We start from the raw sequence: 23311 nt of genomic DNA on the forward strand, positions 1-23311 counted from the left end.
TCAGTCCTCGTCGAGTGTCGGGATCGACGAGGTGACGGTGGGCAGCAGGTCGGCGACCGAGTCGACGATCTCGTCGGGCCGGAACGGGTACTTCTCGACCTCGGCCAGGTCGCTGATGCCGGTCATCACGAGCACCGTGTGCAGGCCCGCCTCGATGCCGGCGACGATGTCGGTGTCCATGCGGTCGCCGATCATGCCGGTCTTCTTCGAGTGCGCCCCGATCTTGTTGAGGGCGGAGCGGAACATCATCGGGTTCGGCTTGCCGACCACGTAGGGCTCCTTGCCGGTGGCCTTGGTGATGAGCGCCGCGATCGCCCCGGTCGCCGGAAGCACGCCGTCGGAGCTGGGACCGGTCGCGTCGGGGTTGGTGACGATGAAGCGCGCGCCGTTGATGATGTGGCGGATCGCCTTGGTGATCGCCTCGAACGAGTAGTTGCGGGTCTCGCCGACGACGACGAAATCGGGGTTCGTCTCGGTCATGATGAACCCGGCCTCGTGCAGCGCCGTGAGGATGCCGGCCTCACCGATCACGAACGCCGAACCGCCGGGCAGCTGCTGGGCGAGGAAGTCGGCCGTGGCGAGCGCCGAGGTCCAGATGCGCTCTTCGGGAACCACCAGGCCGCTCGCGCGCAGACGGGCCGACAGGTCACGCGCGGTGAAGATCGAGTTGTTCGTGAGCACGAGGTAGGGGATCTCGTTCTGCTCCCACCCGGCGAGCATCTCGGATGCCCCGGGGATGGGCGTGTTCTCGTGTACGAGAACGCCGTCCATGTCGGTCAGCCAGCATTCGATGTCGTCGCGGTGTTGTCCCATGTGCTCAGCCTAGAGCCAGCGGGTTGCGCGCGCCTGAGCGAGTTGCGACGGGGGTCTCGTGCGGCTCAGGGGGTCGGTGCAGGTGAGGGCTCACGGGCGAATTGTGGGTCGCCGGGGGTGATGCCGAAGAACAGGGGGTCGGTGGGGGATTCGGTGTCGATCGGGAGGTAGCCCTCGCCGAGCCGTTCGCCGTGGAAGATCAGGCGGCTGAGTTCGTCGCGGTCGCCCGGCCAGCAGGTGGTTTCTGCGGCGATCCGGAGTTGGCCGTCTCTGCGGATTTCGACGAGGAGAAGCGAGAAGTCTCCTTGGTCGCGTACGGTCACTTGGATCAGTTGGCCCTCTTGGTCGTCTCCGCCGAGGACGCTGCGTCGCGGGGACATGTCGTGGTCGGTGAAGAAGGATTCGACCGTGTCTGCATATTCCTCGCGCTGTGCGCCGTTGAGGGCGATGCTGCGGTTGAGGTCGAATCGATACTGATTCGCGTCACATTCGACCGGCTGCATGCCGTAGACGCCGATCTGTCCGATCGTCCATCCATCGGTCGAAAGTGTCGACTGGAGATCGTTCACGAATCCGCGATAGCGAAGATAGTTCGCTTCGGCTTCGTCGAACAGCGCCTGGCCGCTCGGGGCGGGCTCGCTCACCGTACATCCGGTCAGTACTAGCGCGCTCAAGAGAGCGAGGGCTTTCGCGGCAGCAGTGACTCGGCTCCGATGCGCCTGGCGCACGGGTCAGGGAGCAGGTGTCGGCGGGGGACTCTCGCGGACGAACTGCGGGTCGCCGGGGATGATGCCGAAGAACAGGGGGTCGGTAGGGGACTCGGTATCGATCGGGAGGTAGCCCTGGCCAAGGTTTTCATTGCCGAAGAGCATGTCTCCCAGCTCGAACGAATCGCCCGGGCGGCAGCGGGTGTCGGCACTGATTCCGATGTTGCCGTTCTTGCGGAACTCGACGAGTAGCATCTCGAAGTCGCCCTCGTCGCGGACAATGACCTGGATCAGTTGGCCGTCGTGGTCGTCTGCCCCCAGCGTTCCACGGGCGGGGGAGAAGCCTTGTTCGGCGAGAAACTGTTCCGCGAGGTCGGCGTAGTCCTTACGTTTGTCGCCGTCCAACACCACGTTGCGATGGAGGCTGAAGTAATAGCCGTTTCCGTCGTCGCAACGGAGCGGCTGCATGCCATACGAGCCCAGTTGGCCGATCTCCCACGGGCCGTCGTGAAGAGCGAGCTGAAGCCCGTTCACCAAGCCTCGATAGTCGAAATAAGTCTGCTCGGCCTCCGCGTACAACACATCGCCAGTAGGTATCGGTTCGCTGCCGCATCCGGTCAGAGATGAGGCGAAGGCGAGGGCGAGGATGCTTACGGCAGGACCACGCTGGAAACCACTTCTTGAGAGCACGGCGTCAGGGGGTCGGCGTGGGGGAAGGCTTCTGGGTGAATTGCGGGTCGCCGGGGGTGATGCCGAAGAACAAGGGGTCGGTGGGGGACTCGGTGTCGGCCGGGAGGTAGTCGCCGAGGAAGTAGATGTCGCCGAAGAGTAGATCGCCGAGTTCCCCTGCGTCGCCGGGGCGGCAGGTGGTGGTGGCGGAGACGACGGCGGTGCCGTTGGAGCCGAACTCGATGAGGAGTTGTTCGAGCCCTTGTTCGTCGCGTGCTTCGATCTGGATGAGAGACTTCGCCCCCTCGCCCAGCGTGCGGCGTCCGGGTGTCATGCCGATGTCGAGGAGGTGCTGCTCGATCGCGTCGGCATTGCTGTTGCGGTCGGCGACGTCGAGGCGCAGGAGACGCCCGAGGCTGAACTGGTAGCCGGTGTCGTTGTCGCAATGACTGGGCTGCATGCCGTACTCGCCGAGCTGGCCAACGATCCACGGGCCCGACGAGAGCACGGACTGGACGCCGTTGACGAGTGTTCGGTACTCGAGATATGTCTTCTCCGCATCCGTAAACAGATCATCACCGGTCGGCGCGGGTTCGGAAGATTGGCACGAAGTCATCAGGAGGATTCCCGTCAGGGTGAGGGCGATGTTTATGAGAAGTTGTCGTCGGCGTCCTGGCCGAGGGGAGATCGAGGTCACCAGAGCCACCAGTCGTCGCTGCCGTAGCCGCCGGGCGTCGTGAGTGGATCGCCCGTGTTGACGATCTCCACGATGTTTGCGAACGACTCCGATCCTTCCTCCAGGTAGCCGCCGGGGAAGCCCGTGAAACCGATCGGCGCGTCTCCTTCACTGTGTGTGCCGTGCCCCGGCGTCTGCAATAAAGGGGTGCCGTCGTGATGCTCTGGCGTCGGTTCCGAGCCATCGAGGTTCGGACCGTAGCCCCCGTTCGAGTCAAAGGAGACGGCACCGTCGATGCTGCCTGGATCGATGGCGTGAGATCCTCCCGGCAAAGCGTCGGCAGCATCTGAGATCCAGCGCCCCTTCTTCGCCCACATGTCTTCCGGAGACGTCGAGGCATAGATATTCGTCCCCGAGTAGTCGACATGCGCATCAGGGTCGTCGCCCAACGGTCGATCCGTCACTCCGGCCGAGCCCACGGCGATCAGGTTGTCGACCCCGAGATTGTCGACGGCGCTGCCGACGGCGAGGAAGGCTGTCGTGCTGCCATACGAATGACCGACCACGGTGGTGACCGCGTCTCGTGGTGCTGCGTGGTCGAGGCCGCGCAAGAAGGTGGTGAGCGATTCGGCTCCGGTAATCGCTTGATCCATGAGTCCCACCGTTCCATAGTTCGGCGTGTCGTAACCGAACCACACGATCGTTGCGCCGCGGCCACCTTCTCGGGCGACGCCCTTGTTCAGGTTGCTCGCGGTTTCTCCCCAGTCCCCCAGATGACTCAATTCAGTGAGCATCCCGCCGAGCAGAACAGTCACGTTCGTCACCCCAACCATCGGATCCATCATTTGGGCAGGATCGTACTTGAACCCATCGACGTAGAGCATTGCCGCAGTTGCTTGGTTCTTGTCGAAGAGATTCATGGAGACCGGGAGCCCGCCGCGTCGCAACTCTGTGAGTAGTTTGGCGATCTCCCCGTCCCGAGGCTCGCCCCAGGACGTCTTGCTTGCCTCTTCGAGCACCGCGACGTTGGCGGCGATCCGGTACTCGTACGGAATCCCTTCCAGGTTCCCGATGAACTCCGGGTACGAGGCCGCGATGCGTGCGCGCTCCGCCTCGCTCATCGAGTCCCAGATGGCCGCGACCTCTTCCGGGCTGTCGGCATCCGCGAGCGCAGCCAACGAGGGAGCATCCGCGGTGCTGATGTACCCGCTGTCGACGCGGGCGAGCGAGGCGACGGCGCGCGCATATGCGTCGTCCCAGGCCTCAAATTCCCTCTCCCACGCCGTCCAGGCGTCCGCGAGGTCCTCGGCCGCTCGATCGCGCGTGCCCTGGGCCGTCGTGACGGCTTCGCGGAAGCGGTCGTCACGGGAGAGCAGAGTGGAGGTCGAGGTCTCGGTTTCTTCGCCCGCGCTCCAAGCTCGGTAGTCGTCGCTGCGAGTCCATGCGCCCAGCTCGTCCTCCGCCGTGCCGACTTCGGCGACCGCCGTAGAGAGCGCGGTTTGCGCGGCCGAGACGTCGGCCATCAGCTGATTCGCCTTCCCGCCGTGCGCCTCGACGGCAGTACCGTATCGGAGCACGATGCCGGATAGCCGCTCGATTCGATCACTCGGTTTCTCCAGAGCCGCCGCCACGTCGCCGGCGCTGCTCCGCACGCGGTCAATGGCAGCGCCCGACCCTTCAAGGTGGCCGGTGAGGTTGTTCAGCACGAGCTGCATCTGCTCGGCTGCCTCCTTCGCCTTGGTCAGGCGCTCGTGGAGCGTGTTCATCTGTCCGACGTCGTAGGCGATCACCTCGAACGGGTAGCCGCGGGGCGAGCTGGTCACAGCGGGAGGTCCTCCCAACCGGCTCCGAGTCGGATGTCGAGTTCCTCGGTCTGCGTCTCGATATCGCGAATGCGCCCCATCACCACTTGTACGTCGTGCTCGCCGAGTTCGACGTGTGCTCGCGTCTCGCCGAGCGCGCCCTCGAGCATCTCGCGCAGTGAGGTGCGACCGACCGGTGCCTGCACGCCGGTGTCGGTGTCGTGCGCGGAGTCCGTCGAGTCCGTCAGATCTCGCGATGCGGCCTCTAGTGCCATGCGCTGCGTATACAGCGCTGAATAGGTGACGCTGACGCTTTCTGCCACGGAATCCCCCCAGATCCTCGAACCGATTCACGATATCGAGTTCGGAGACCTCTCACGTTCGGCGAACGAAAGCATGTGGAAACTACGTACGCGCCTTACGCCCCGAGCCAGACCACCTCGGCCGCACCCTCGGGCAGCTCCACTTCGGCGCCGTCGATCTCGACACCGGATGTCGTCACCCGCACGGTCGACGACACGTCGAGGCCGAGTGATTCGAGGGCGCGCAGCAGCTCCGGGTCGCGGTCGTCGACGCGCAGCACCGTGCCGGTGTGACCGGTCGGAGCATCCGCCAGCAGCACGAACGGCACGCGCTCGACGTGGCCGTCGGCATCCGGGATCGCATCGCCGTGCGGGTCGAAACGCGGGCGCCCGAGGCGGGCGTCGATGCCCTCGAGCAGCCGGTCGCTGATGGTGTGCTCCAGCACCTCGGCCTCGTCGTGCACCTCGTGCCAGCCGTAGCCGAACTCCTGCACGAGCCACGTCTCGATCAGCCGGTGACGGCGCACCATCGCGAGGGCGCGGCGGGTTCCGGCATCCGTCAGGCGCACCGCGCCGTAGGGCACGTGCGAGACGAGGCCGGCCGCCGCCAGCTTCTTCACCATCTCGGTGACCGACGAGGGGGCGATGCCGAGCTTGCCGGCGAGCACCGACGGGGTGATCGGGGCGTCCTGCCACTCGGTGTGCGCGTACACCGTCTTCAGGTAGTCGTCTGCTGCCGGGGATGCCACCGCACCAGTTTAGGTGAGGCCACCCCTGCGGCCCGGGTCGGGGTCAGTTGGCGACGGCGACCAGGATGCCGAACGCGGCCTGGCCGGCGAAGAAGATCACGAGGAATCCGAGGATCGCCCCGGCCAGCGACAGTCGCCCGTCGTAATCGGGCACCTCGGCGATGCCGATCTTGCGGGCGCGGAACGCCAGCACCAGCGTCGCGATGCCGAGCGCGAGCTGCACCCACGGGCTGGCCAGGCCGATGACGGTCGGGAAGGCGACCAGCACGCCCCCGAGCAGTCCGGTCGCGAGTCCGATCCAACTGAGGAGACGGACGTTGCGGCGGGCGGTGTCGGCAGACATGACATCGAGCCTATCCGCGCCCCGGGCGCCTTCGGTTCAGGCCCCCGTGAGCACGAGCCAGAGCAGGGCGGCGTTCAACGCGATGAGGAGCACCGAGGCGACGACCCCCGCGAGCGTCGTCCAGAGCCGGTTCGCCCAGACGCCGAGCGTGCGCTTCTGCGCCGTGAGTGCCACGAGGGGGATGAGCGCGAACGGGATGCCGAACGACAGCACCACCTGGCTGAGCACCAGCGCGAGCGTCGGATCGACGCCCAGCCCCAGGATCACGAGCGCGGGGATCAGGGTGATCAGGCGTCGCAGCAGCAGCGGGATCCGCACGTGCAGCAGGCCGTGCATGATCTCCGCACCCGCGTAGGCGCCGACCGACGTCGACGCGAGTCCCGAGGCGAGCAGGCCGACGGCGAAGAACGTGGCGACGACCGGCCCGAGGCCCGCGGCCAGCGCGGCGTGCGCACCCTCGAGCGAGTCGGTGCCCTCGACGCCCGCGAGGTTCGCGGCCGCCAGCAGCAGGATGCCGAGGTTCACCGAGCCCGCGATGACCATCGCGATCGTGACGTCCCAGCGGGTCGCGGTGAGCAGACGGCGGATGCGCGAGGGCTCGGTGCGCGCGGCCTCGGTCGCGGCATCCGCGGGTGCCAGGCGGGGATTGGCGCCGAACCGGTCGCGACTCAGGGCGGAGTGAGCGTAGATGGCGTGCGGCATGATCGTCGCGCCGAGGATGGATGCCGCCAGCAGCACCGATCCGGTTCCCTCGAAGCGGGGGACGAGGCCGCCCACGACACCCGCCGGGTCGGGCGGTGCGACGAAGACGCCGGCGACGAAGCCGATCGTGATGATCGCCATGAGCGCGATGATCACGAACTCGAAGGGGCGTGCGCCACGCCGGTTCTGCACCGTGAGCAGGATCATCGAGACCGCGCCGGTGATGAACCCGCCGAGCAGCAGCGGCACGTTGAAAAGGAGATTCAGGGCCACCGCGCCGCCGATGATCTCGGCGAGGTCGGTCGCCATCGCGACGAGCTCGGCCTGCAGCCAGTACGAGCGCCGGGCCCAGCGGTTGCGCAGGCGCGAGCCGAGCACCTCGGGCAGGCTCTGCCCCGTCACGACGCCGAGCTTGGCCGACAGGTACTGGATCAGCCAGGCCATCACGTTGCCCGCGACCACGACCCAGACGAGCAGGTAGCCGTACTGGGCGCCCGCGGTCATGTTGCTCGCGACGTTGCCCGGATCGAGATAGGCGACACCGGCGACGAGCGCGGGGCCGAGCAACCAGAGGCTGCGCGGTGGCGCGGTGCGGGTGGCCGGGGCGTCGATCAGCGAAGAATTTTTAGGCACACCGAAACCCTAGCGGATATTTAGGTCCACCGAAATCTCTTCGGGGTGCCGCGACGGATAGCCTGGCGGGATGGACGAGCAGACGCCGGAGCGCACCACCCACGGCGTCGGCCCATGGCCCGGAGGGCGGGAGGAATGGCCCGCAGGCGAGGAGTACGACCCCGAACTCCTCGAGCACGGCGACACCCGCAACGTCATCGACCGCTATCGGTACTGGCGGATGGAGGCGATCGTCGCCGAACTCGACACGCATCGGCATCCGTTCCACGTCGCCATCGAGAACTGGCAGCACGACATGAACATCGGGTCGATCGTGCGCAGCGCCAACGCGTTCCTCGCCGACACCGTGCACATCATCGGACGCCGCCGGTGGAACAAACGCGGCGCCATGGTCACCGATCGTTACCAGCACGTCATGCACCACGAGGACATCGAGACGTTCGCGGCCTGGGCTGCGAGCGAGGGGATGCCGATCGTCGCCGTCGACAACGTCGAGGGGTCGGTGCCGGTCGACAAGGCCGAGCTGCCCGAACGCTGCGTGCTGCTCTTCGGTCAGGAAGGTCCGGGGTTGTCGGCGGAGGCGCTCGCCGCGGCATCCGCCCACATCGAGATCACGCAGTACGGATCGACGCGTTCGATCAACGCGAGCGCCGCCGCCGCCGTGATCATGTACGAGTGGTGCCGCCGGTACGCGGACTGATCACCCCACCCGGGCGCTGATCCGGATCTCGTCGTCGACCGTCACGCGCAGGTCGTGCACGCGCAGAGCCACCCCGTCTGCGGCGAGGCTCGCGTTCAGGTCGTGCCGTCGGCCGATCTCGGCGCGGATGTTCTTGCGCGCGGCGCGCAGCGCGAGGGCGACGAAGGGGTTCGTGCTCCCGACCCGCAGATCGCGCACGGTGACCACGCCGTCGGGCTCGATGCCGATGCGCGCACTGCCGCGGGCGGACGCCCCGATCAGGCGCCAGCGCACGGCGGCCGCCCCGTCGATGCGGATGCCGTCGGTGCCGTCCTGCGCGCCGGTGACCGAGAGGTGCCGGAGGCGCATGCCGGCGGCCTTCAGTGCCGGGCGGAGGAGTGAAGTGAGGAGGGGAGTGAGGTCGTCTGCCGTCATCGAGGCGAGGAAGGATCCGCGCATCCCCGCGCCATCGTCGGCCAAGACGATGCCGTAGAGGCTCTCCGGTCGGCCCGCGACGACGGGCGACGCGAAGACCTGCCATTCGATCGGTGCGTCGTCGAGCTGCACATCGATCGTGAGCGGGATGCCCTCGATCTCGACGGGGCGGGCGAGCATCCGCACCGTGCGGGCCGTGCCGCGGCGTCGTTCGACGACGTCGGGAGCCACGGGCGAGGCGGATGCCGTGGGCGCTGAGTCGTGCTTCGGGACCCGAAGCCGGAGGGCGACTCCGGTGCCGTCGACGATGAGCCGTTCGAGGTGGTCGCCGTCTACGGTGCTCGAGATACGGACGTCGTCGATCCCGCGCAGCTCGAACTCGGACGGGTCGGGTCGCAGGGACTCCCGCATCCACTGCTCCACCGTGGCGGAGTCTCCCGGCCATTCGTGCGTCGTCATGTCGGAATCAGTCGCGATCGATGCCGAGGACGTGCCGGTACAGGGCGCTGACGTCGCGGTCGAGGGCGTCGATCCGGCTGTGCACGCTCCGGATTTCGGTCTTCATCACGTGGATGAACAGCGTCGAGACGATGGTGATCATGCCGAACATTGCTGCGGCGAAGACGCCGATCAGCACCCAGACCTGTGGTTCGTTCATGCCCAGCATTCCTCCATTGTCGACCGCGGAGCTTCAGACTGCCAGGCCGCGTGGGGGTGAGATTTCGCGCGGAACGTGAGCTGTGGACAACGTGTGGAACGGCGCCGATGTGCAGGACTAGTAGCCGGCCGTCATCCACCGCCCGGAGCGCACTCGCCACCCGAGCGTGGCGAGACGCGCGAGCAGATAGACGCCGAAGAAGGCGACGGAGAGCCAGATGAGTCCTGCGGATCCGCCGACGCCGAGCGCCGAGATGATCCACAGCGTCGGCAGGAACGGCAGGAGGGTGAGTCCTCCCGCGAGAGCGAGGTACCGGGCGTCGTTCGCTCCCATCAGCACACCGTCGAGCACGAAGACGACGCCGGCGATCGGCTGGGCGACCGCGAGCACGAGCAGCGCGGGCTGCACGAGGGCCGCGATCTCGGCATCGCCCGTGAAGACGATCCCCAGCACGCCCGAGAGCGCGGCGATCGCCCCGCCCACGATGACCCCGAACCACGCGCCCCACGCGACCGTTCTCCCGAGCACGCGCTGCACCTGGCGTTCGTCGCCGGCGCCGAGCTCCTTGCCGATCAGAGCCTGTGCGGCGATCGCGAGCGCGTCGAGCGCGAAGGCGGCGGCCGAGAAGATCGTGAAGACGATCTGCCATCCGGCCAGCTCGTCGGTGCCGACCGCGGTCGCGACGGCGACGGTGGCGAGCAGCGCGACGCGCAGGCTCACGGTGCGCAGGAACAGCCATCCGCCCGACTTCGCGGTGCTGGTGAGACCGTCGCGCTGCGCCCGCAGCGAGGCGTCGTGCTTCGCGGCGAGGCGGCGCACGACCAGCACGTAGGCGCCGACCATGCCCCACTGGGCCGTGACCGTGCCCGCGGCGGAGCCGGCGATGCCCCACCCGAGCCCGTAGATGAAGAGCACGTTGAGCAGCGCGTTCGCGCCGAAGCCGAGACCCGCGATCCAGAGCGGGGTCATCGTGTTCTGCAGGCCGCGCAGCAGGCCCGTGGCCGCGAACACGATGAGCATGGCCGGTAGGCCCCACATCGAGATCACGAGGTAGTCGTTGGCCTGCGCGGAGACCGCCTCGCTCGCGCCGAAGAGCGACACCAGCCAGGGGGAGGAGACGGCGCCGATCACGGCGAGCACCGCGCCGAGTCCGAGCGCGAGCCACATGCCGTTGATGCCGACGCTGACGGCCTCTCCCGGCTGTCCGGCCCCGAAGCGACGGGCGACGGCGGGCGTCGTGGAGTAGGCGAGGAACACCATCAGGCCGACGATCGTCTGCAGCACGGCGCCGGCGATGCCGAGGCCGGCGAGCGGCGTCGTGCCGAGGTGGCCGATGAGGGCGGCGTCGACGATGAGGAAAGCCGGCTCGGCGATCAGCGCACCGAGCGCGGGGACGGCGAGCCGCAGGATCTCTCGATTGAGGGAGGGGCGCGCGGTCATCCTCCGAGCCTATTGGCCGCCGCCGACATGGAGTCGCCCGGTTGGGCGGTCGTAGGCTGGAAGAGATCGGATGCAGCAGATCGGAGCGTCATGACGGATCCCCGCGAGGAGGCCGCACGCTATCGGGCGCGGCAGCAGGCGCGTCGCCACGGCCACGAGATCGACGACGAGGACGGCGCGGCCCCGGGCATCGCCGCGGCCGTCGATCGCGCCGCCTTCATCGAGACGGCGATCCAGGTCGCCATCCGGCGCGGCGACTTCGACGATCTGCCGGGCGCGGGCAAGCCGCTCGAAGGGCTCGGTGACCATCACGACCCCGACTGGTGGATCCGCCGCAAGATCGAGACCGAGAATCTCACCGGTCTCGGCCCGCCCGCACTGCTCCTGCGCACGGAGGATCGGGGATTGGATGCCGAGCTCGATCTGCTCGGGCGCGAGGCCGACGTGCGCTCCGTGCTCGAGGACTTCAACCGTCGCGTGCGCGAGGCGCGTCGACAGCTCCAGGGCGGACCTCCCGTCGTCACCGAGCCGCGCGACGTGGAGGTCGAGGTGTCGGCGTGGGCGGAGCGCCGTGCGGAGCGTGCCGCAGCCGCGGCGGCGGCATCCGGGAGTCCGACCAAACGTCGTCTGTGGCGGCGCGGGCGCTGACGCCGTGTGACGGAATCGCACCTGCCCTGGACACGATGTCGGGGGTGCGTCCTAGGGTGGAGCGTATGACTGATGCGCTTCCTTCGGGCCTTGCCCTCGACGAGTTCAGCTCCGACATCCGCCCGCAGGACGACCTCTATCGCCACGTCAACGGCGCATGGCTCGACCGCACCGAGATCCCCGGCGACAAGGCTCGCTGGGGATCGTTCCACCTGCTCGCCGAGCAGGCGGAGAAAGACGTTCGAGCCATCATCGAGGAGTCGCAGGATGCCGAGCCCGGCACCCTCGCGCGCAAGATCGGCGACCTCTTCGCGAGCTTCATGGACACCGAGCGCATCGCCGCCGCCGGCACGGCGCCCCTCGCCGAGACCCTGGCCGAGATCGACGCGATCGACGATGTCGCCTCCTTCCTGCGCACCGTCGGCGCCTACGACCGCGACGGCCGCGCCGCCGTGATCGGGCTCTACGTCGACGGCGATCCCGGCAACCCCGAGCGCTACGTGCCGGTGCTGGTGCAGGCAGGGCTGTCGCTCCCCGACGAGAGCTACTTCCGTCTCGACACCTTCGCCGAGACGCGTGCGGCGTATCGCGCGCACCTCGAGCGCCTGCTGGCGCTGGCGGGAATCACGGATGCCGCGGCGAACGCCGACCGTGCGATCGCGCTCGAGACCGAGCTCGCCGGCCACCACTGGGACAACGTGCGCAGCCGCGACGCGGTCGCCACCTACAACCTCAAGACCTGGAGTGAGCTGCAGGAGCTCGCCGGGGTCGACCTGACGCCGTGGCGCGAGGCGGTCACCCCGTCGAACCCGAGTGCCTTCGACGAGGTCGTCGTCTCGCAGCCGAGCTTCTTCGAGGGCCTCGGCACGCTGCTCACCGCCGACCGCCTCGACGACTGGAAGGCGTGGCTGCGCGCCAAGGCCGTGCACGCCGCCGCCGCGTACCTCACCGACGACCTGGTCGAGGAGAACTTCTCCTTCTACGGCACCCAGCTCACCGGCGTGCCCACCCTCCGCGAGCGGTGGAAGCGCGGCGTCTCGCTCACCGAGGGCGCCCTCGGCGAGGCGATCGGCAAGGTCTACGTCGAGCGGCACTACCCGGCGACCGCCAAGGCCGCGATGGACGAGCTGGTCGCGAACCTCATCGAGGCGTACCGGCAGAGCATCACCGAGCTCGAGTGGATGACGGCCGAAACGCGCGAGCGCGCCCTCGCCAAGCTCGACTCCTTCACCCCCAAGATCGGGCACCCCGAGGTGTGGCGCGACTACTCGACCCTCGAGATCGACCGCGACGACCTCTTCGGCAACGTGCGCCGGGCCTCGACCTTCGAGCACGATCGCAACATCGACAAGGTCGGCAAGCCCATCGACCGCACCGAGTGGCACATGCCCCCGCAGATGGTCAACGCCTACTACAACCCGTCGATGAACGAGATCGTGTTCCCGGCCGCGATCCTGCAGTACCCGTTCTTCGACGCGTCCCGCGACGCGGCCGCCAACTACGGCGGCATCGGCGCCGTGATCGGTCATGAGATCGGCCACGGCTTCGACGACCAGGGCAGCCGTTACGACGGTGACGGACGCCTCGAGGACTGGTGGACGGATGCCGACCGTTCGGCATTCGAGGAGCGTACGAAGGCCCTCATCGCTCAGTACGATGCGCTGGTGCCCGAGGGGCTCGACGCCGAGCATCACGTCAACGGCGCCCTCACGATCGGAGAGAACATCGGCGACCTCGGCGGTCTCGGCATCGCGCTGAAGGCCTACGAGCTCTCCCTGAACGGGGCCGAGGCGCCCGTGATCGACGGGCTCACGGGTGTGCAGCGCCTGCTGCTCTCGTGGGCGCAGGTGTGGCAGCAGAAGAGCCGCGATGCCGAGACGCTGCGCCTGCTCACGATCGACCCGCACTCGCCCAACGAGTTCCGTTGCAACCAGATCGTGCGCAACATCGACGCCTTCTACGAGGCGTTCGACGTGACCTCCGGCGATGCTCTGTGGCTCGCAGAAGACGCACGCGTGACGATCTGGTGACCAATCACCGGAGTCTGTGAGGCCGTCCCACGCGGCGGGGTTACGATAGCCCTGCCGCGGGGGACGAGCCCCTCGGCATCCCGCCATCCATCCCCCCGGTAAGGATCACGCGTGGGCTCCCCCCAACCCTCGATTCCCGAGCCTGTCGACGGCTCCAACGCGGTGCTGCGTCGCTCTCAGCGCCCGAGTAGGCGCAGTCCCCGGCGTGCAGCCGTAGGCCGACGCTCCTTCACCGCGACGCTCGGCGCCCTCGAGAATCTGGTCGATTCCGGAGCCCAGGTATCGGTGCACGTCGTCGATCTCGACAGTCACGTGCACGTGCTCGCGGGCGACGACCACGTCACCATGCCGGTGGCAGGACTCGGTGTCGTGCCGCTCCTCATCGAGGTCGCCGCCGGCTTCGAGAGCGGTGCCCTCGACCCGCTCGAGATCATCGACCGATCGAGCGTCGACGAGGTCTCGACCTCCGGACTGTGGCGACACCTGCACGCTCCCGCTCTGCCGCTCGAAGACCTCGCCGTGCTCGCCGCCACCGCGGGAGACCCGATCGCCGTCAACGCCCTGCTTCGCAAGGTCGGCCACGATCGCGTGCGCGAGCGCATCGAAGCCCTCGGATTGCGCCGCACCGCGGTGCTCGACCGGTTCCGCGACCAGCGCGGGCCCGACGATGCCCCGCAGGTGGCCGTCGGCTCCACGCGTGAGCTCGCGGGTCTCTTCTCGGCCCTCGTCAACTCCGCCGTCGTCGACGCCGCGGTCAGCGCCCGCGTGTCGGAGTGGCTCAGCCTCAACCAGGATCTCAGCCTGGTCGCGGCATCCACCGGACTCGACCCGTTCGCCCACGACCACGACGCGCACGGTCTGCTGTTCGTCAACAAGACCGGGCGCGACCGTGGCGTGCGTGCCGAGGCAGGCGTACTCGCCGGCCCGCGCGCAGGGGTGGCCTACTCGCTCATCGTCTGCTTCGACGACCTCTCGATCACCCACCGGCTGCGCGCCCACGACGCGTTCCGCGTGCTCGGCGTCGAACTCATGGAGTACACGCACTGACGTCCCGCGTGGTGGGTGCTTCGACAGGCTCAGCAACCCAGTTTCTGTAACTGGGCCCCTGAGCCTGTCGAAGGGCCCAGCGTCGAGAAACCTGGGTCCCTGGCCCTGTCGAAGGGCCCGCTCGCTAGGCTCGTCGGGTGACCCGCTCCGACTGGACCCCGCACCGCCGCGACGACGGCGAGCTGCTCGGATGGATCCACTCGGCGGGAGACGACTGGGTGGCCGTCGATGTGCTCGGGCGCCCGGCATCCGTCCCCACCGACTGGCTCGATGCCGAGGCCGCCCTCGAGGAGCGGGGCATCGCCTGGCTCGCCGACCCGTGGATGCTCGACGGCGAAGCCGATCGCCCGCTCGGGGTGCGCATCGTCGAAGTGACCCCCGATCGAGACGGCGTGCCGGGACGCATCGTGGTGAAGGTCGACGACTTCGGCGACGTCACCCGTCCGCCGACCGAGCGGTTCGAGCTGCCGTGGCCGATCCCGAGCCGCCTGCGCCCGCCCCGCGTCGACGACCCCGACCCGCGCGCCCTCTGACCGGCTCCGGGCTGCCCGACTCAGGGCAGCGACGGATGCTGTTCGGCGGCGCGCTGCTTCGGGATGAAGAGCGACAGCACGAGGGCGACGATGCCGGCGGCGATCGCCAACCAGAAGCACACCTGGAACGCGTCGTGCGTCGGCACCGCGACGCCGTCGACGTCGATGCTCATCGCCGCGAGCACCCCGCCCATGACGGCCGAGGCGCTCGATGTGCCCACCGAGCGGAACAGCGCGTTGAGGCCGTTGGAGGCGCCGGTCTCGTTGGCCGGCACCGAGCGCATGATGATCATCGGCATCGCGGCGAAGGTGAACCCGATGCCCACGCCGATGAGCAGGTTGCCGACGAGGATGTGCCACACCTCGCTCGACAGCAGCAGCACGAAGACGTAGGCGAGCACGATCGCCGCGGCACCCACCGTGAAGAGCGGGCGGGGTCCGACGGTGCGCTCGAGCCATCCCGACAGCGGCGAGATCACCATCATCACGAGGCCGGCCGGCATGACGACGAGCGACGCCGAGATCATGTCGAGGCCGAAGCCGGCGCCGGTGCCGGCGGGCATCTCGAGCATCTGCGGGAAGGTCACGTTCGAGGCGAAGAGCGCGAAGCCCATGCCGATCGCGGCGATGTTCGTGAAGAGCACGGCGGGGCGCGCGGCGACGCGCAGGTCGAGCAGGGGATCGGTCGTGCGCAGCTGGTACCAGCCCCAGATCAGCAGCACGACGAGGCCGCCGATGATGCAGGCGAGGGTCGGGAGCGACGTCCAGCCCCATTCCGCGCCGCGCGACACGAAGAGCAGGATGCCGGTGAGGCCGATCGCGAGGCCGATCGCGCCGAGCACGTCGAGGCGTCCGGGGGAGCGGAGCACGTCTTCGGGGACGACGAAGAAGATAAGGAGCAGCCCGACGGCGCCGAGGGCGGCGGCGAGCCAGAACAGGGCGTGCCAGTCGGCGTTGACCGCGAGGTAGGCGGCGATCGGCATCCCGAGCGCACCGCCCACGCCCATCGTCGCGCTCATGAGGGCGACTGCGGTGCCGAGGCGTTCGGGAGGGAGCATATCGCGCATGATCGCGATGCCCAGGGGGACGACACCCGTGACCGCGCCCTGCAGTCCGCGCCCGATGATCACGCCGACGATCGAGCCCGACAGCGCGGCGATCAGCGACCCGACGATCAGCAGGGCGAGCAGCACGATCGCCACGCGACGCTTGCCGTACATGTCGCCGAGGCGGCCCGAGATCGGCGTCGCGACGGCGGCGACGAGCAGCGTGATCGTGACGACCCAGGTGGTGTCTTCACGTGAAGAGTTCAGCAGCGCCGGAAGCTCGGCCTGCAGCGGCACCACGAGGGTGAACATGAACGACGAGCACAGGCCCGCGAACGCGAGCACGGCGACGATCGCCCACCGCGGGGTGTTCCGTGAGAGTCGTCGTCTGGCCTTGTCGTCGTTCACTCCCACCGACTCAGGCTATCGGCGTCTGAGAGGGGCGGGGGTCGTCGCGAGCCGCTTATCGCGGTGGCAGCACGAAGTCACCCGTCTCGCCGGGGTTGACCGCAACCTCCCAGCGGAAGCCGTCGGGGTCGGAGAAGTACCCGGAGTACCCGCCCCATTCGCGCTCGCGCCCCGCGCTCACCGGAACGCCCAGCAGCGCGACCTCGGCGAGCACCGCATCGACCTCGCCCGGGGTGGCGAGATTGTGGGAGAGCGTGATCGGGGCGACGCCGGATGCCGGGGCCTCGCCGATCTCGGCGGTGAAGCCCTCGATCGACCACAGCGACAGCATGAGCCTCTCGCCGATCGGGAGCATCAGGACGTCGTCGCCGGAGAACATCGGTTCCCAGCCGAGACCGTCGACGTAGAAGGCGCGGGTGCGCGCGAGGTCGGACACGGCGAGGGTGATGAAGCTGACGCGTTGTTCCATGCAGACGAGTCTGTCACCGGCATCCGACATCCGAAAAGGGGCATCCGGTTCGGGGGTCGAAGCGCCAGATGTCGGACGCATCGCGCCGATCCGTCCGGCATCTGTCCCGTCGGCCCCCGAACTGTCCGCCCCAGCTCGTCGCCGTCAGCGCACGTCCTTCATGAGCTTGAGGACCGGCTTGATCGACAGCAGCAGCCCGATGCCCACGAGGATCGCGATCCCGCCGAGGATCGAGAAGTACGGAACCTCGTCGTCGGGGTTGTAGAAGCCGACGAGCCAGCCCGAGATCGCCGTGCCGAGCGCGACCGAGAGGAAGAACAGCGCCACCATCTGCGTATGGAACACCTTCGGGGCGAGCTTCGTCGTCACCGACAGGCCGACGGGCGAGAGCAGCAGCTCCGCGACGGTGAACACGAAGAGGATGCCGACGATGGCCAGCAGCGGCGTGGAGTTCGGCCCGCCACCCGCGAACGGGAGGAACAGCAGGAAGGCCGTGCCCATGATGATCGCGCTGAGCCCGAACTTCGCGGGCGTCGACGGCTGGCGCTTGCCGAGGCGGGTCCAGATCGCGGCGAAGACGCCGGACAGGATGATGATGAAGACGGGATTGATGGACTGCACCCACGAGACCGGCATCTCCCAGCCGAAGAGGTCGCGGTTCAGGCGCTCGTCGGAGTACACCGTGAGCACCGTGAACTGCTGCTGGTACAGCGACCAGAAGGCGACGCTCGTGACGAAGAGCGGCAGGAAGCCCCAGACGCGCGAGCGCTCGGTGGCGTCGATGCGGCGGCTCGAGAGGATCACCGCGAAGTACGCGATCGCCGCGACGACGGTCACACCGATCACGATCGGCGCGAGGTTGTCGGCGCGGATGACGCCGAGCAGTACCAGCACGACGATGACGGCGACGGCGGCGAGGCCGACGACGGCGACCATCGGATAGCGCGTCTTCGGAAGCGGGTTCGGCACGCGCCGCGCCTCGTCGGGCAGGGCGCGGCGGCCGAAGGCGTACTGCACGAGACCCAGCGTCATGCCGATCGCCGCCAACCCGAATCCGTAGTGGAACCCGAGGGTCGACTGCAGGATGCCGGTGAGGATGGGCCCCAGGAACGCGCCCAGGTTGATGCCGAGGTAGAAGAGCGAGAAGCCGGCATCCCGGCGCACGTCCTCCGGGGCGTAGAGGGTGCCGACCACCGAGGTCGCGTTGGCCTTGAGCCCGCCCGAGCCGAGCGCCACCAGGATCAGGCCGACCCCGACGCCGAGCAACCCCGGCAGCAGGGCGAGGGCGAGGTGCCCGGCGACGATGACCATCGCGCTGACGAAGAGCACGCGCTCCGAGCCGAAGAGACGATCAGCGAGCCACGCGCCGAGGATGGTCGAGAGGTATACCGAGCCGCCATAGGCGCCGACGATTCCGCCGGCGACCGCCTGGGGGATGCCGAGACCGCCTTCGCTCACGGAGTAGTACAGGTAGATGAGCAGGATGCCCTGCATGCCGTAGAAGCTGAAGCGCTCCCACATCTCGACGCCGAAGACATGCACCAGCGCCCAGGGCTGCCCGAAGAAGCGGGTGTTCTCGTCGCGGTTCTTGCGGGGCTGCGCGGTCGTGCTCATGGTTAGACGGTAGTCCTCGTGGTCGCCGTGCACGAGTCGCAGGCGGCTCCGACCTCGCGCGGACCCGCAGATAGAATGGGGATGCCGCGGCATCCGCGTGCCGCATCCCACTCGCATCCGACCATTGGAGCCACCATGGCCGAACAGTCCCGCCTCGATAAGGTCATCGCCCTCGCCCGCCACCGCGGGTTCGTGTTCCAAGCGGGTGAGATCTACGGCGGTTCACGCTCGGCCTGGGACTACGGCCCCCTCGGCACGGAACTCAAGGAGAACATCCGCCGCCAGTGGTGGCAGACGTTCGTGCGCGGCCGCGGCGACATGGTCGGCCTCGACTCGAGCATCATCCTGCCCAAGCGCGTGTGGGAGGCCTCCGGCCACGTCGCCACCTTCACCGACCCGCTGGTCGAGTGCCTCCACTGTCACAAGCGCTTCCGTGCCGACAACCTCGTCGAGGATTTCGAGGCGCGCAAGGGCCGCAAGGCCGAGAACGGTCTCGCCGACGTGCCCTGCCCGAACTGCGGCACCAAAGGGCAGTACACCGAGCCCAAGTCGTTCTCGGGTCTCGTGAAGACGTACCTCGGTGTCGTCGACGACGAGTCGGGTCTCTATTACCTGCGCCCCGAGACCGCGCAGGGCATCTTCGTGAACTTCTCGAACGTGCTCACCGCCAGCCGCAAGAAGCCGCCGTTCGGCATCGGCCAGGTCGGCAAGGCGTTCCGCAACGAGATCACCCCCGGTAACTTCATCTTCCGCACGCGCGAGTTCGAGCAGATGGAGATCGAGTTCTTCACCCCGCCGGCGGATGCTCAGGAATGGTTCGAGCACTGGGTCGAAGCCTGCTGGAAGTGGTTCATCGACCTCGGCATCGACCCCGAGAACATGCGCCAGTTCGACGTGCCGGAGGACGATCGCGCGCACTATTCGGCCGGCACGATCGACGTCGAGTACAAGTTCGGCTTCGCGGGCAAGGAGTGGGGCGAACTCATGGGTGTCGCCAACCGCACCGACTACGACCTGTCGAGCCACAGCGAGGCCTCCGGCCAGAGCCTGACGTACTTCGACCAGGCCACCGGCGAGCGCTACACGCCGTTCGTGATCGAGCCGTCGTTCGGTCTCACGCGCGCCATGATGGCCTTCCTCGTCGACGCGTACCGCGAAGAAGAGGTGCCCAACGCCAAGGGCGGCACCGACGTGCGCACCGTGCTCAAGCTCGACCCGCGCCTCGCGCCGGTCAAGGCCGCGGTGCTGCCGCTGTCGCGCAACGAGCGCCTCTCGCCGCTCGCGCGCGAGGTCGCCGACACCCTGCGCAGCTCGTGGGCGGTCGACTTCGACGACGCCGGCGCGATCGGCCGCCGCTACCGCCGCCAGGACGAGATCGGCACCCCGTTCTGCGTCACCGTCGACTTCGACTCGCTCGACGACCGCGCCGTCACGGTGCGCGACCGCGACACCATGGCTCAGGAGCGCGTCTCGATCGACGAGCTTCACGAGTACCTGGCCGAGCGCCTGAAGGGCGCGTGAGTCGCGGCATCCGTTCCTCCTGATCCGGGCGAGCGGATGCCGAGCCACTCCCTTCCGTTCGAGACACCCCTCTGCGCACCTCTCGCAGAGGGGTGTCTCGTCTCTGGAGGGGGTGTTCGGCGCGGGTCTATGCTGACCGCATGATCGAGGAGTGGAGCGAGTTCAACGTCGCGATGGCGGGTGCGACCGCGGCGCTCGCCGGTCTCGTGATCGTCGCCGCGAGCGTCAACATCGCCGAGATCGTGAAGTCGCGCACGCTCACCGCACGCCTGCTCGCGGGCATCGCGGCGCTCGTGCTGGCGCTCGCGGTGTCGGCGATCGGACTCGTTCCCGGCCTCGATCTCACCTGGTACGGGGTGCTCATCGTCGCGGCGGCACTCTTCGCGGCCGTGTTCCAGGTGAACGTGACGCGCCTCATCGCACGCGACCCGAACCCGGCCGATCGTGCGCGCCCGCTCAAGTACCTCATCGGCTTCCTGCCGCTGGCCGCGTATCTCGTCGCCGGCGTGATGGTGGCGGTGGGGCATTTGTCGGGACTGCACCTGGCCGCCGCCGGATGCCTGCTGGCGATCGTCTCGGCGATCGTGGTGTCGTGGGTGGCCCTGGTCGAAGTGCTCCGCTGAGCTCTGCGCTCGTTGCAGGCCGAGATCCCCCGTTCCGTACGAGATCCCCCCGTGCGCACTGTTCTTAGCGGGGGATCTCGCGCGTAAGAGGGGATCTCGGCAGGGCGGCGGGCGGGCGAGCGAGCGGATGCCGCGGCGTCAGCCCGTGACGGTGAGCTGCATCTCGGGGGTGCCGCCGGCCTCGACCCAGGCGAGCGAGCGTTCGAGCACGCCCCGGAGCACGTCGAGGTCGATCTCTTCGAGGTCCGTGATGTAGAGGCATCCGGCGCCCGTCGTGTGCGGGCCGAGTGCGGCCAGGGCCTGCTCGTGCGCGGCCACGCCGTCGAGCAGATACACCGTCGTCGCCGCCTTGCGCGGAGCGAAACCCAGCAGCCCGGAGTCGCCCTCGGTACCGGTCGGGTACCGGTAGTGGCACGACCCGAACCCGATGATCGTGCCCCAGGTCGCGGGCTCCCGGCCGGTGATCTCCTGCATGAGGGCGGTCAGCGTCTCGGCATCCCGCCGCCGCTTCGCCGGCGTCGAGCGGGCGATCAGGCCCGCGACGTCGTCACCGGTCTGCTTCATGATCAGGCCTTCTCGGCCTTCGCGGCGGCCTTCATCGCCTTCTTGTGCTCGCGCACCTTCGTCAACGACTCGGGCGAGACGATGTCGGCGACGCTGCGGAACGACCCGTCGACGCCGTAGTCGCCCGCCGCCTCGCGCCAACCGGCTCCGGTGAATCCGTACTGCTTGCCCAGCAGCGCCAGGAAGATCTTCGCCTTCTGCTCGCCGAAGCCCGGCAGCGCCTTCAGGCGCTTCAGCACCTCGGCACCGTTCGGCTCGCCCTGCGTCCAGAGGGCAGCGGCGTCTCCGCCCCAGTCGTCGACCAGCGTCTGGCACAGCGTCTGCACGCGTGTCGCCATCGACCCCGGGAAGCGGTGCACCGCGGGCGTCGCCTTGAACGCCTCGAGGAACTCCTCGGGGTCCATGCTCGCGATGGCCGAGGCATCCGTCGCACCCGTGCGCTGCTCGATCTTCAACGGACCCGCGAACGCGGTCTCCATCGGCACCTGCTGATCCAGCAGCATCCCGACCAGGAGGGCGAGCGGGTTGTCGGTCAGGAGCGCGTCGGCGGCGGTGTCTCCGGTGATGTGAAGGGCCATGCGTTCATTCTCGCACCAGGCGCGGTGACGCGTGAGGCGCTGCGCGATGGATGCCCGGCCACGGATCACCGGCGTGTGCGGTCAGTTCGGGGGCCGAAAGGACAAATGTCGGACCGATCGGGCGCGAATGTCCGACATCTGCGCCGCAAGCCCCCAGTTTGGACAGTGACGGCCCGGGACAGTGACGGCCCGGGAAGACGTCAGGCCCGGGACAGCGTCAGGCGGAGGCGGCGTCGTCGAGCGGATCGACCGCCGACACGGCGGGCTGCTCGGGCGAGAGGCCGTAGAGGGTCGCGAGGGCCGCGGCGAAGTCGTCGGCGCGGCCGACGGCGGCGAGCTCGTGCGCCCGGGTCGTCGGCTCGTGCAGCAGCACGCCGGCGAGGTGACGCAGTGCCTGCTCGACCTTTCCGTCTTCGTCGCCGCGCGCGCGGGCGCGATCGATCTCCGAGTCGAGCAGCGAGAAGATGTGGGAGCGCAGGGCGATCACCGACGGAGTCACGCTCTGGCGGGCGCCCACGACGTGGAAGGTATCCGCGGCCTCGCGCACGACGGTGCGTGCGGCATCCGTCGCCTGCAGCTCCTCGAGCGGGGCATGCAGACGGATGGTCTCGAGGTCGAGCAGCGCGACACCCTCGAGGGCGGCGACGGCCGGGTCGACGTTGCGGGGCATGCCGAGGTCGACGACCAGCTGGCTGCCGTGGGAGACGGGGCAGCCCCCGGCAGTGGCCGCGGCGAGCCCGACGGGCGCCTGCAGGTGCTGCGGCCCGAGTACCGGTTCGGTGGCGGTGGTGCACGTGATCAGCAGGCTCGACCGGGCGGCGGTGCGCGCGTAGTCGGCTTCGGCGACGGGGCGGATGCCGTGCTTCGCGGCGAAGATCTCGGCGCGACCCGACGGCGAGTAGACGGAGATGTCGACGGCACCGCGTTCGCGCAGGGTGGCGAGCGTGACGGCGGCGTAGGCACCGGTGCCGACGAGCAGCACACGCTCGGCCGACCAGTCGGCGATGCGGGAGTCGGCGAGCTCGAGGGCGAGCCGCACGAGAGAGCGGCCGGCGCGGCCGAGGGCCGTGACGTTCTTGACCTTGCGCTGCGCCTGGCTGGCCCGCTGGAACAGGCGCTCGAGCTCGGGGGAGGTCGTGCCCTCCTTGCGGGCCGACTTGAGCGCACGGCGCACCTGGCCGGCGATCTCGCCCTCGCCGGAGACGACGGATTCGAGGCCCGAGGCGACGGAGAACAGGTGCTCGGCGACGCGGCGGCCCGAGTGCACGGTGTAGGCGCCGTCGAGCTCGGTGGCCGGAACGCCGGTCGCGGCCTCGACCGCCTCGAGCACGGCTTCGACGCCGATCGCGCCGGCTGCGGTGACCGGTTCGTCCATTTCCACGTACGCCTCGAACCGGTTGCACGTCGCGAGAACAACGGCACCCTGCACGCACGGCGTCATGTCCACCAGGGTGGGGGCGACGTCGTCGGGGGTGCGGCTCAGGCGTTCGAGCAGATCGAAGCTGGCGGTCTTGTGACTCGCCGTGACACACAGCAGCACCCTTCGATTGTACCGGAGGCTCCCGACGTCGAGGTCGCCCGGCCCACAGCATCCGCATCGGGGGCGGATGCGAGGATGGAGG

25 protein-coding genes are annotated in these 23311 nt (G+C 68.7%); 7 read left to right on the forward strand and 18 right to left on the reverse strand.

Going from position 1 to position 23311, the window contains the following annotated elements; all coding sequences use genetic code 11:
• The 9 genes from ACIQTT_RS12550 to ACIQTT_RS12590 form a co-directional block, all read right to left on the reverse strand.
• Complete coding sequence (locus ACIQTT_RS12550) at window positions 1–813, reverse strand: HAD-IIA family hydrolase (RefSeq protein WP_400442893.1); 813 nt, start codon at window positions 811–813, stop codon at window positions 1–3.
• A gap of 65 nt (window positions 814–878) precedes the next feature.
• The gene (locus ACIQTT_RS12555; protein WP_402790353.1) at window positions 879–1541 is read right to left on the reverse strand and encodes a hypothetical protein; all 663 of its coding nucleotides are present in this window, start codon (window positions 1539–1541) and stop codon (window positions 879–881) included.
• A 3-nt stretch (window positions 1542–1544) separates the two neighbouring features.
• On the reverse strand, window positions 1545–2099 hold the full coding sequence (locus ACIQTT_RS12560; protein WP_402790356.1) for a hypothetical protein: 555 nt from the start codon (window positions 2097–2099) through the stop codon (window positions 1545–1547).
• Between the two features lie 115 nt (window positions 2100–2214).
• On the reverse strand, window positions 2215–2805 hold the full coding sequence (locus ACIQTT_RS12565; protein ID WP_402790359.1) for a hypothetical protein: 591 nt from the start codon (window positions 2803–2805) through the stop codon (window positions 2215–2217).
• 77 nt (window positions 2806–2882) lie between these two features.
• A complete protein-coding gene (locus ACIQTT_RS12570) occupies window positions 2883–4688 on the reverse strand; it encodes an alpha/beta hydrolase (protein WP_402790362.1) in 1806 nt (601 codons plus the stop codon).
• Entirely contained in the window at window positions 4685–4942 is a 258-nt protein-coding gene (locus tag ACIQTT_RS12575; RefSeq protein ID WP_402790366.1) for a hypothetical protein, read from the reverse strand. Before ACIQTT_RS12575 ends, ACIQTT_RS12570 begins: the two co-directional genes overlap by 4 nt.
• A gap of 143 nt (window positions 4943–5085) precedes the next feature.
• Window positions 5086–5718, reverse strand: coding sequence for a metal-dependent transcriptional regulator (locus ACIQTT_RS12580; protein WP_402790369.1), 633 nt, complete (start codon window positions 5716–5718; stop codon window positions 5086–5088).
• A 43-nt stretch (window positions 5719–5761) separates the two neighbouring features.
• Window positions 5762–6061, reverse strand: a complete 300-nt coding sequence (locus ACIQTT_RS12585; RefSeq protein WP_247624386.1) for a hypothetical protein — start codon at window positions 6059–6061, stop codon at window positions 5762–5764.
• 36 nt (window positions 6062–6097) lie between these two features.
• Window positions 6098–7396, reverse strand: coding sequence for an Nramp family divalent metal transporter (locus tag ACIQTT_RS12590; RefSeq protein ID WP_402790373.1), 1299 nt, complete (start codon window positions 7394–7396; stop codon window positions 6098–6100).
• 70 nt (window positions 7397–7466) lie between these two features.
• On the opposite strand from ACIQTT_RS12590, the gene ACIQTT_RS12595 reads away from it, so the two are divergent.
• Window positions 7467–8096, forward strand: coding sequence for a TrmH family RNA methyltransferase (locus tag ACIQTT_RS12595; protein WP_402790376.1), 630 nt, complete (start codon window positions 7467–7469; stop codon window positions 8094–8096).
• Here ACIQTT_RS12595 and ACIQTT_RS12600 read toward each other — a convergent pair whose 3' ends face one another.
• The 3 genes from ACIQTT_RS12600 to ACIQTT_RS12610 all read right to left on the reverse strand — a co-directional run bounded on the left by ACIQTT_RS12600 (window position 8097) and on the right by ACIQTT_RS12610 (window position 10608).
• On the reverse strand, window positions 8097–8969 hold the full coding sequence (locus ACIQTT_RS12600; RefSeq protein WP_402790379.1) for a hypothetical protein: 873 nt from the start codon (window positions 8967–8969) through the stop codon (window positions 8097–8099).
• Between the two features lie 7 nt (window positions 8970–8976).
• On the reverse strand, window positions 8977–9168 hold the full coding sequence (locus tag ACIQTT_RS12605; RefSeq protein WP_247633715.1) for a hypothetical protein: 192 nt from the start codon (window positions 9166–9168) through the stop codon (window positions 8977–8979).
• Between the two features lie 117 nt (window positions 9169–9285).
• On the reverse strand, window positions 9286–10608 hold the full coding sequence (locus ACIQTT_RS12610; RefSeq protein WP_402790382.1) for an MATE family efflux transporter: 1323 nt from the start codon (window positions 10606–10608) through the stop codon (window positions 9286–9288).
• Between the two features lie 90 nt (window positions 10609–10698).
• On the opposite strand from ACIQTT_RS12610, the gene ACIQTT_RS12615 reads away from it, so the two are divergent.
• The 4 genes from ACIQTT_RS12615 (at window position 10699) to ACIQTT_RS12630 (ending at window position 14866) form a co-directional block, all read left to right on the forward strand.
• Window positions 10699–11256 (forward strand): DUF1992 domain-containing protein, encoded by a 558-nt coding sequence (locus ACIQTT_RS12615; RefSeq protein WP_402790385.1) that lies wholly within the window; start codon window positions 10699–10701, stop codon window positions 11254–11256.
• A gap of 65 nt (window positions 11257–11321) precedes the next feature.
• Complete coding sequence (locus tag ACIQTT_RS12620) at window positions 11322–13286, forward strand: M13 family metallopeptidase (protein ID WP_402790388.1); 1965 nt, start codon at window positions 11322–11324, stop codon at window positions 13284–13286.
• 111 nt (window positions 13287–13397) lie between these two features.
• A complete protein-coding gene (locus tag ACIQTT_RS12625) occupies window positions 13398–14333 on the forward strand; it encodes a serine hydrolase (RefSeq protein ID WP_402790391.1) in 936 nt (311 codons plus the stop codon).
• Window positions 14334–14470: 137 nt separating this feature from the next.
• The gene (locus ACIQTT_RS12630; RefSeq protein WP_402790394.1) at window positions 14471–14866 is read left to right on the forward strand and encodes a hypothetical protein; all 396 of its coding nucleotides are present in this window, start codon (window positions 14471–14473) and stop codon (window positions 14864–14866) included.
• A 20-nt stretch (window positions 14867–14886) separates the two neighbouring features.
• Here the strand turns inward: ACIQTT_RS12630 and ACIQTT_RS12635 are convergent, their stop codons facing one another.
• The 3 genes from ACIQTT_RS12635 to ACIQTT_RS12645 all read right to left on the reverse strand — a co-directional run bounded on the left by ACIQTT_RS12635 (window position 14887) and on the right by ACIQTT_RS12645 (window position 18403).
• A complete protein-coding gene (locus ACIQTT_RS12635) occupies window positions 14887–16326 on the reverse strand; it encodes an MFS transporter (protein ID WP_402790397.1) in 1440 nt (479 codons plus the stop codon).
• Window positions 16327–16375: 49 nt separating this feature from the next.
• On the reverse strand, window positions 16376–16789 hold the full coding sequence (locus ACIQTT_RS12640; protein ID WP_402790400.1) for a VOC family protein: 414 nt from the start codon (window positions 16787–16789) through the stop codon (window positions 16376–16378).
• Between the two features lie 144 nt (window positions 16790–16933).
• The gene (locus tag ACIQTT_RS12645) at window positions 16934–18403 is read right to left on the reverse strand and encodes a peptide MFS transporter (RefSeq protein WP_402790402.1); all 1470 of its coding nucleotides are present in this window, start codon (window positions 18401–18403) and stop codon (window positions 16934–16936) included.
• Between the two features lie 135 nt (window positions 18404–18538).
• On the opposite strand from ACIQTT_RS12645, the gene ACIQTT_RS12650 reads away from it, so the two are divergent.
• Together ACIQTT_RS12650 and ACIQTT_RS12655 are read left to right on the forward strand one after the other, a co-directional pair.
• Window positions 18539–19924, forward strand: a complete 1386-nt coding sequence (locus ACIQTT_RS12650; protein ID WP_402790405.1) for a glycine--tRNA ligase — start codon at window positions 18539–18541, stop codon at window positions 19922–19924.
• Window positions 19925–20064: 140 nt separating this feature from the next.
• Complete coding sequence (locus ACIQTT_RS12655; protein WP_402790408.1) at window positions 20065–20547, forward strand: hypothetical protein; 483 nt, start codon at window positions 20065–20067, stop codon at window positions 20545–20547.
• 138 nt (window positions 20548–20685) lie between these two features.
• Here the strand turns inward: ACIQTT_RS12655 and ACIQTT_RS12660 are convergent, their stop codons facing one another.
• The 3 genes from ACIQTT_RS12660 to ACIQTT_RS12670 form a co-directional block, all read right to left on the reverse strand.
• Window positions 20686–21111, reverse strand: coding sequence for a DUF1801 domain-containing protein (locus ACIQTT_RS12660; RefSeq protein ID WP_402790411.1), 426 nt, complete (start codon window positions 21109–21111; stop codon window positions 20686–20688).
• 2 nt (window positions 21112–21113) lie between these two features.
• Window positions 21114–21689, reverse strand: coding sequence for an HhH-GPD-type base excision DNA repair protein (locus ACIQTT_RS12665; RefSeq protein WP_402790414.1), 576 nt, complete (start codon window positions 21687–21689; stop codon window positions 21114–21116).
• A 217-nt stretch (window positions 21690–21906) separates the two neighbouring features.
• Window positions 21907–23229, reverse strand: a complete 1323-nt coding sequence (locus tag ACIQTT_RS12670) for a glutamyl-tRNA reductase (RefSeq protein WP_402790417.1) — start codon at window positions 23227–23229, stop codon at window positions 21907–21909.
• Window positions 23230–23311: the final 82 nt, after the last annotated feature.

It is taken from the genome of Microbacterium sp. NPDC090225 (genome assembly GCF_044772365.1).
Classification (GTDB): domain Bacteria; phylum Actinomycetota; class Actinomycetes; order Actinomycetales; family Microbacteriaceae; genus Microbacterium.

What these genes read in the sequence shown, in the direction of transcription:
- ACIQTT_RS12650 (WP_402790405.1), top strand. Translation starts at nt 18,539, where the DNA reads ATGGCCGAACAGTCCCGCCTCGATAAGGTCATCGCCCTCGCCCGCCAC.
- ACIQTT_RS12585 (WP_247624386.1), bottom strand. Translation starts at nt 6,061, where the DNA reads ATGTCTGCCGACACCGCCCGCCGCAACGTCCGTCTCCTCAGTTGGATC.
- ACIQTT_RS12550 (WP_400442893.1), bottom strand. Translation starts at nt 813, where the DNA reads ATGGGACAACACCGCGACGACATCGAATGCTGGCTGACCGACATGGAC.
- ACIQTT_RS12605 (WP_247633715.1), bottom strand. Translation starts at nt 9,168, where the DNA reads ATGAACGAACCACAGGTCTGGGTGCTGATCGGCGTCTTCGCCGCAGCA.
- ACIQTT_RS12600 (WP_402790379.1), bottom strand. Translation starts at nt 8,969, where the DNA reads ATGACGACGCACGAATGGCCGGGAGACTCCGCCACGGTGGAGCAGTGG.
- ACIQTT_RS12645 (WP_402790402.1), bottom strand. Translation starts at nt 18,403, where the DNA reads ATGAGCACGACCGCGCAGCCCCGCAAGAACCGCGACGAGAACACCCGC.
- ACIQTT_RS12615 (WP_402790385.1), top strand. Translation starts at nt 10,699, where the DNA reads ATGACGGATCCCCGCGAGGAGGCCGCACGCTATCGGGCGCGGCAGCAG.
- ACIQTT_RS12640 (WP_402790400.1), bottom strand. Translation starts at nt 16,789, where the DNA reads ATGGAACAACGCGTCAGCTTCATCACCCTCGCCGTGTCCGACCTCGCG.
- ACIQTT_RS12595 (WP_402790376.1), top strand. Translation starts at nt 7,467, where the DNA reads ATGGACGAGCAGACGCCGGAGCGCACCACCCACGGCGTCGGCCCATGG.
- ACIQTT_RS12610 (WP_402790382.1), bottom strand. Translation starts at nt 10,608, where the DNA reads ATGACCGCGCGCCCCTCCCTCAATCGAGAGATCCTGCGGCTCGCCGTC.
- ACIQTT_RS12575 (WP_402790366.1), bottom strand. Translation starts at nt 4,942, where the DNA reads ATGGCACTAGAGGCCGCATCGCGAGATCTGACGGACTCGACGGACTCC.
- ACIQTT_RS12620 (WP_402790388.1), top strand. Translation starts at nt 11,322, where the DNA reads ATGACTGATGCGCTTCCTTCGGGCCTTGCCCTCGACGAGTTCAGCTCC.
- ACIQTT_RS12565 (WP_402790359.1), bottom strand. Translation starts at nt 2,805, where the DNA reads ATGACTTCGTGCCAATCTTCCGAACCCGCGCCGACCGGTGATGATCTG.
- ACIQTT_RS12655 (WP_402790408.1), top strand. Translation starts at nt 20,065, where the DNA reads ATGATCGAGGAGTGGAGCGAGTTCAACGTCGCGATGGCGGGTGCGACC.
- ACIQTT_RS12660 (WP_402790411.1), bottom strand. Translation starts at nt 21,111, where the DNA reads ATGAAGCAGACCGGTGACGACGTCGCGGGCCTGATCGCCCGCTCGACG.
- ACIQTT_RS12665 (WP_402790414.1), bottom strand. Translation starts at nt 21,689, where the DNA reads ATGGCCCTTCACATCACCGGAGACACCGCCGCCGACGCGCTCCTGACC.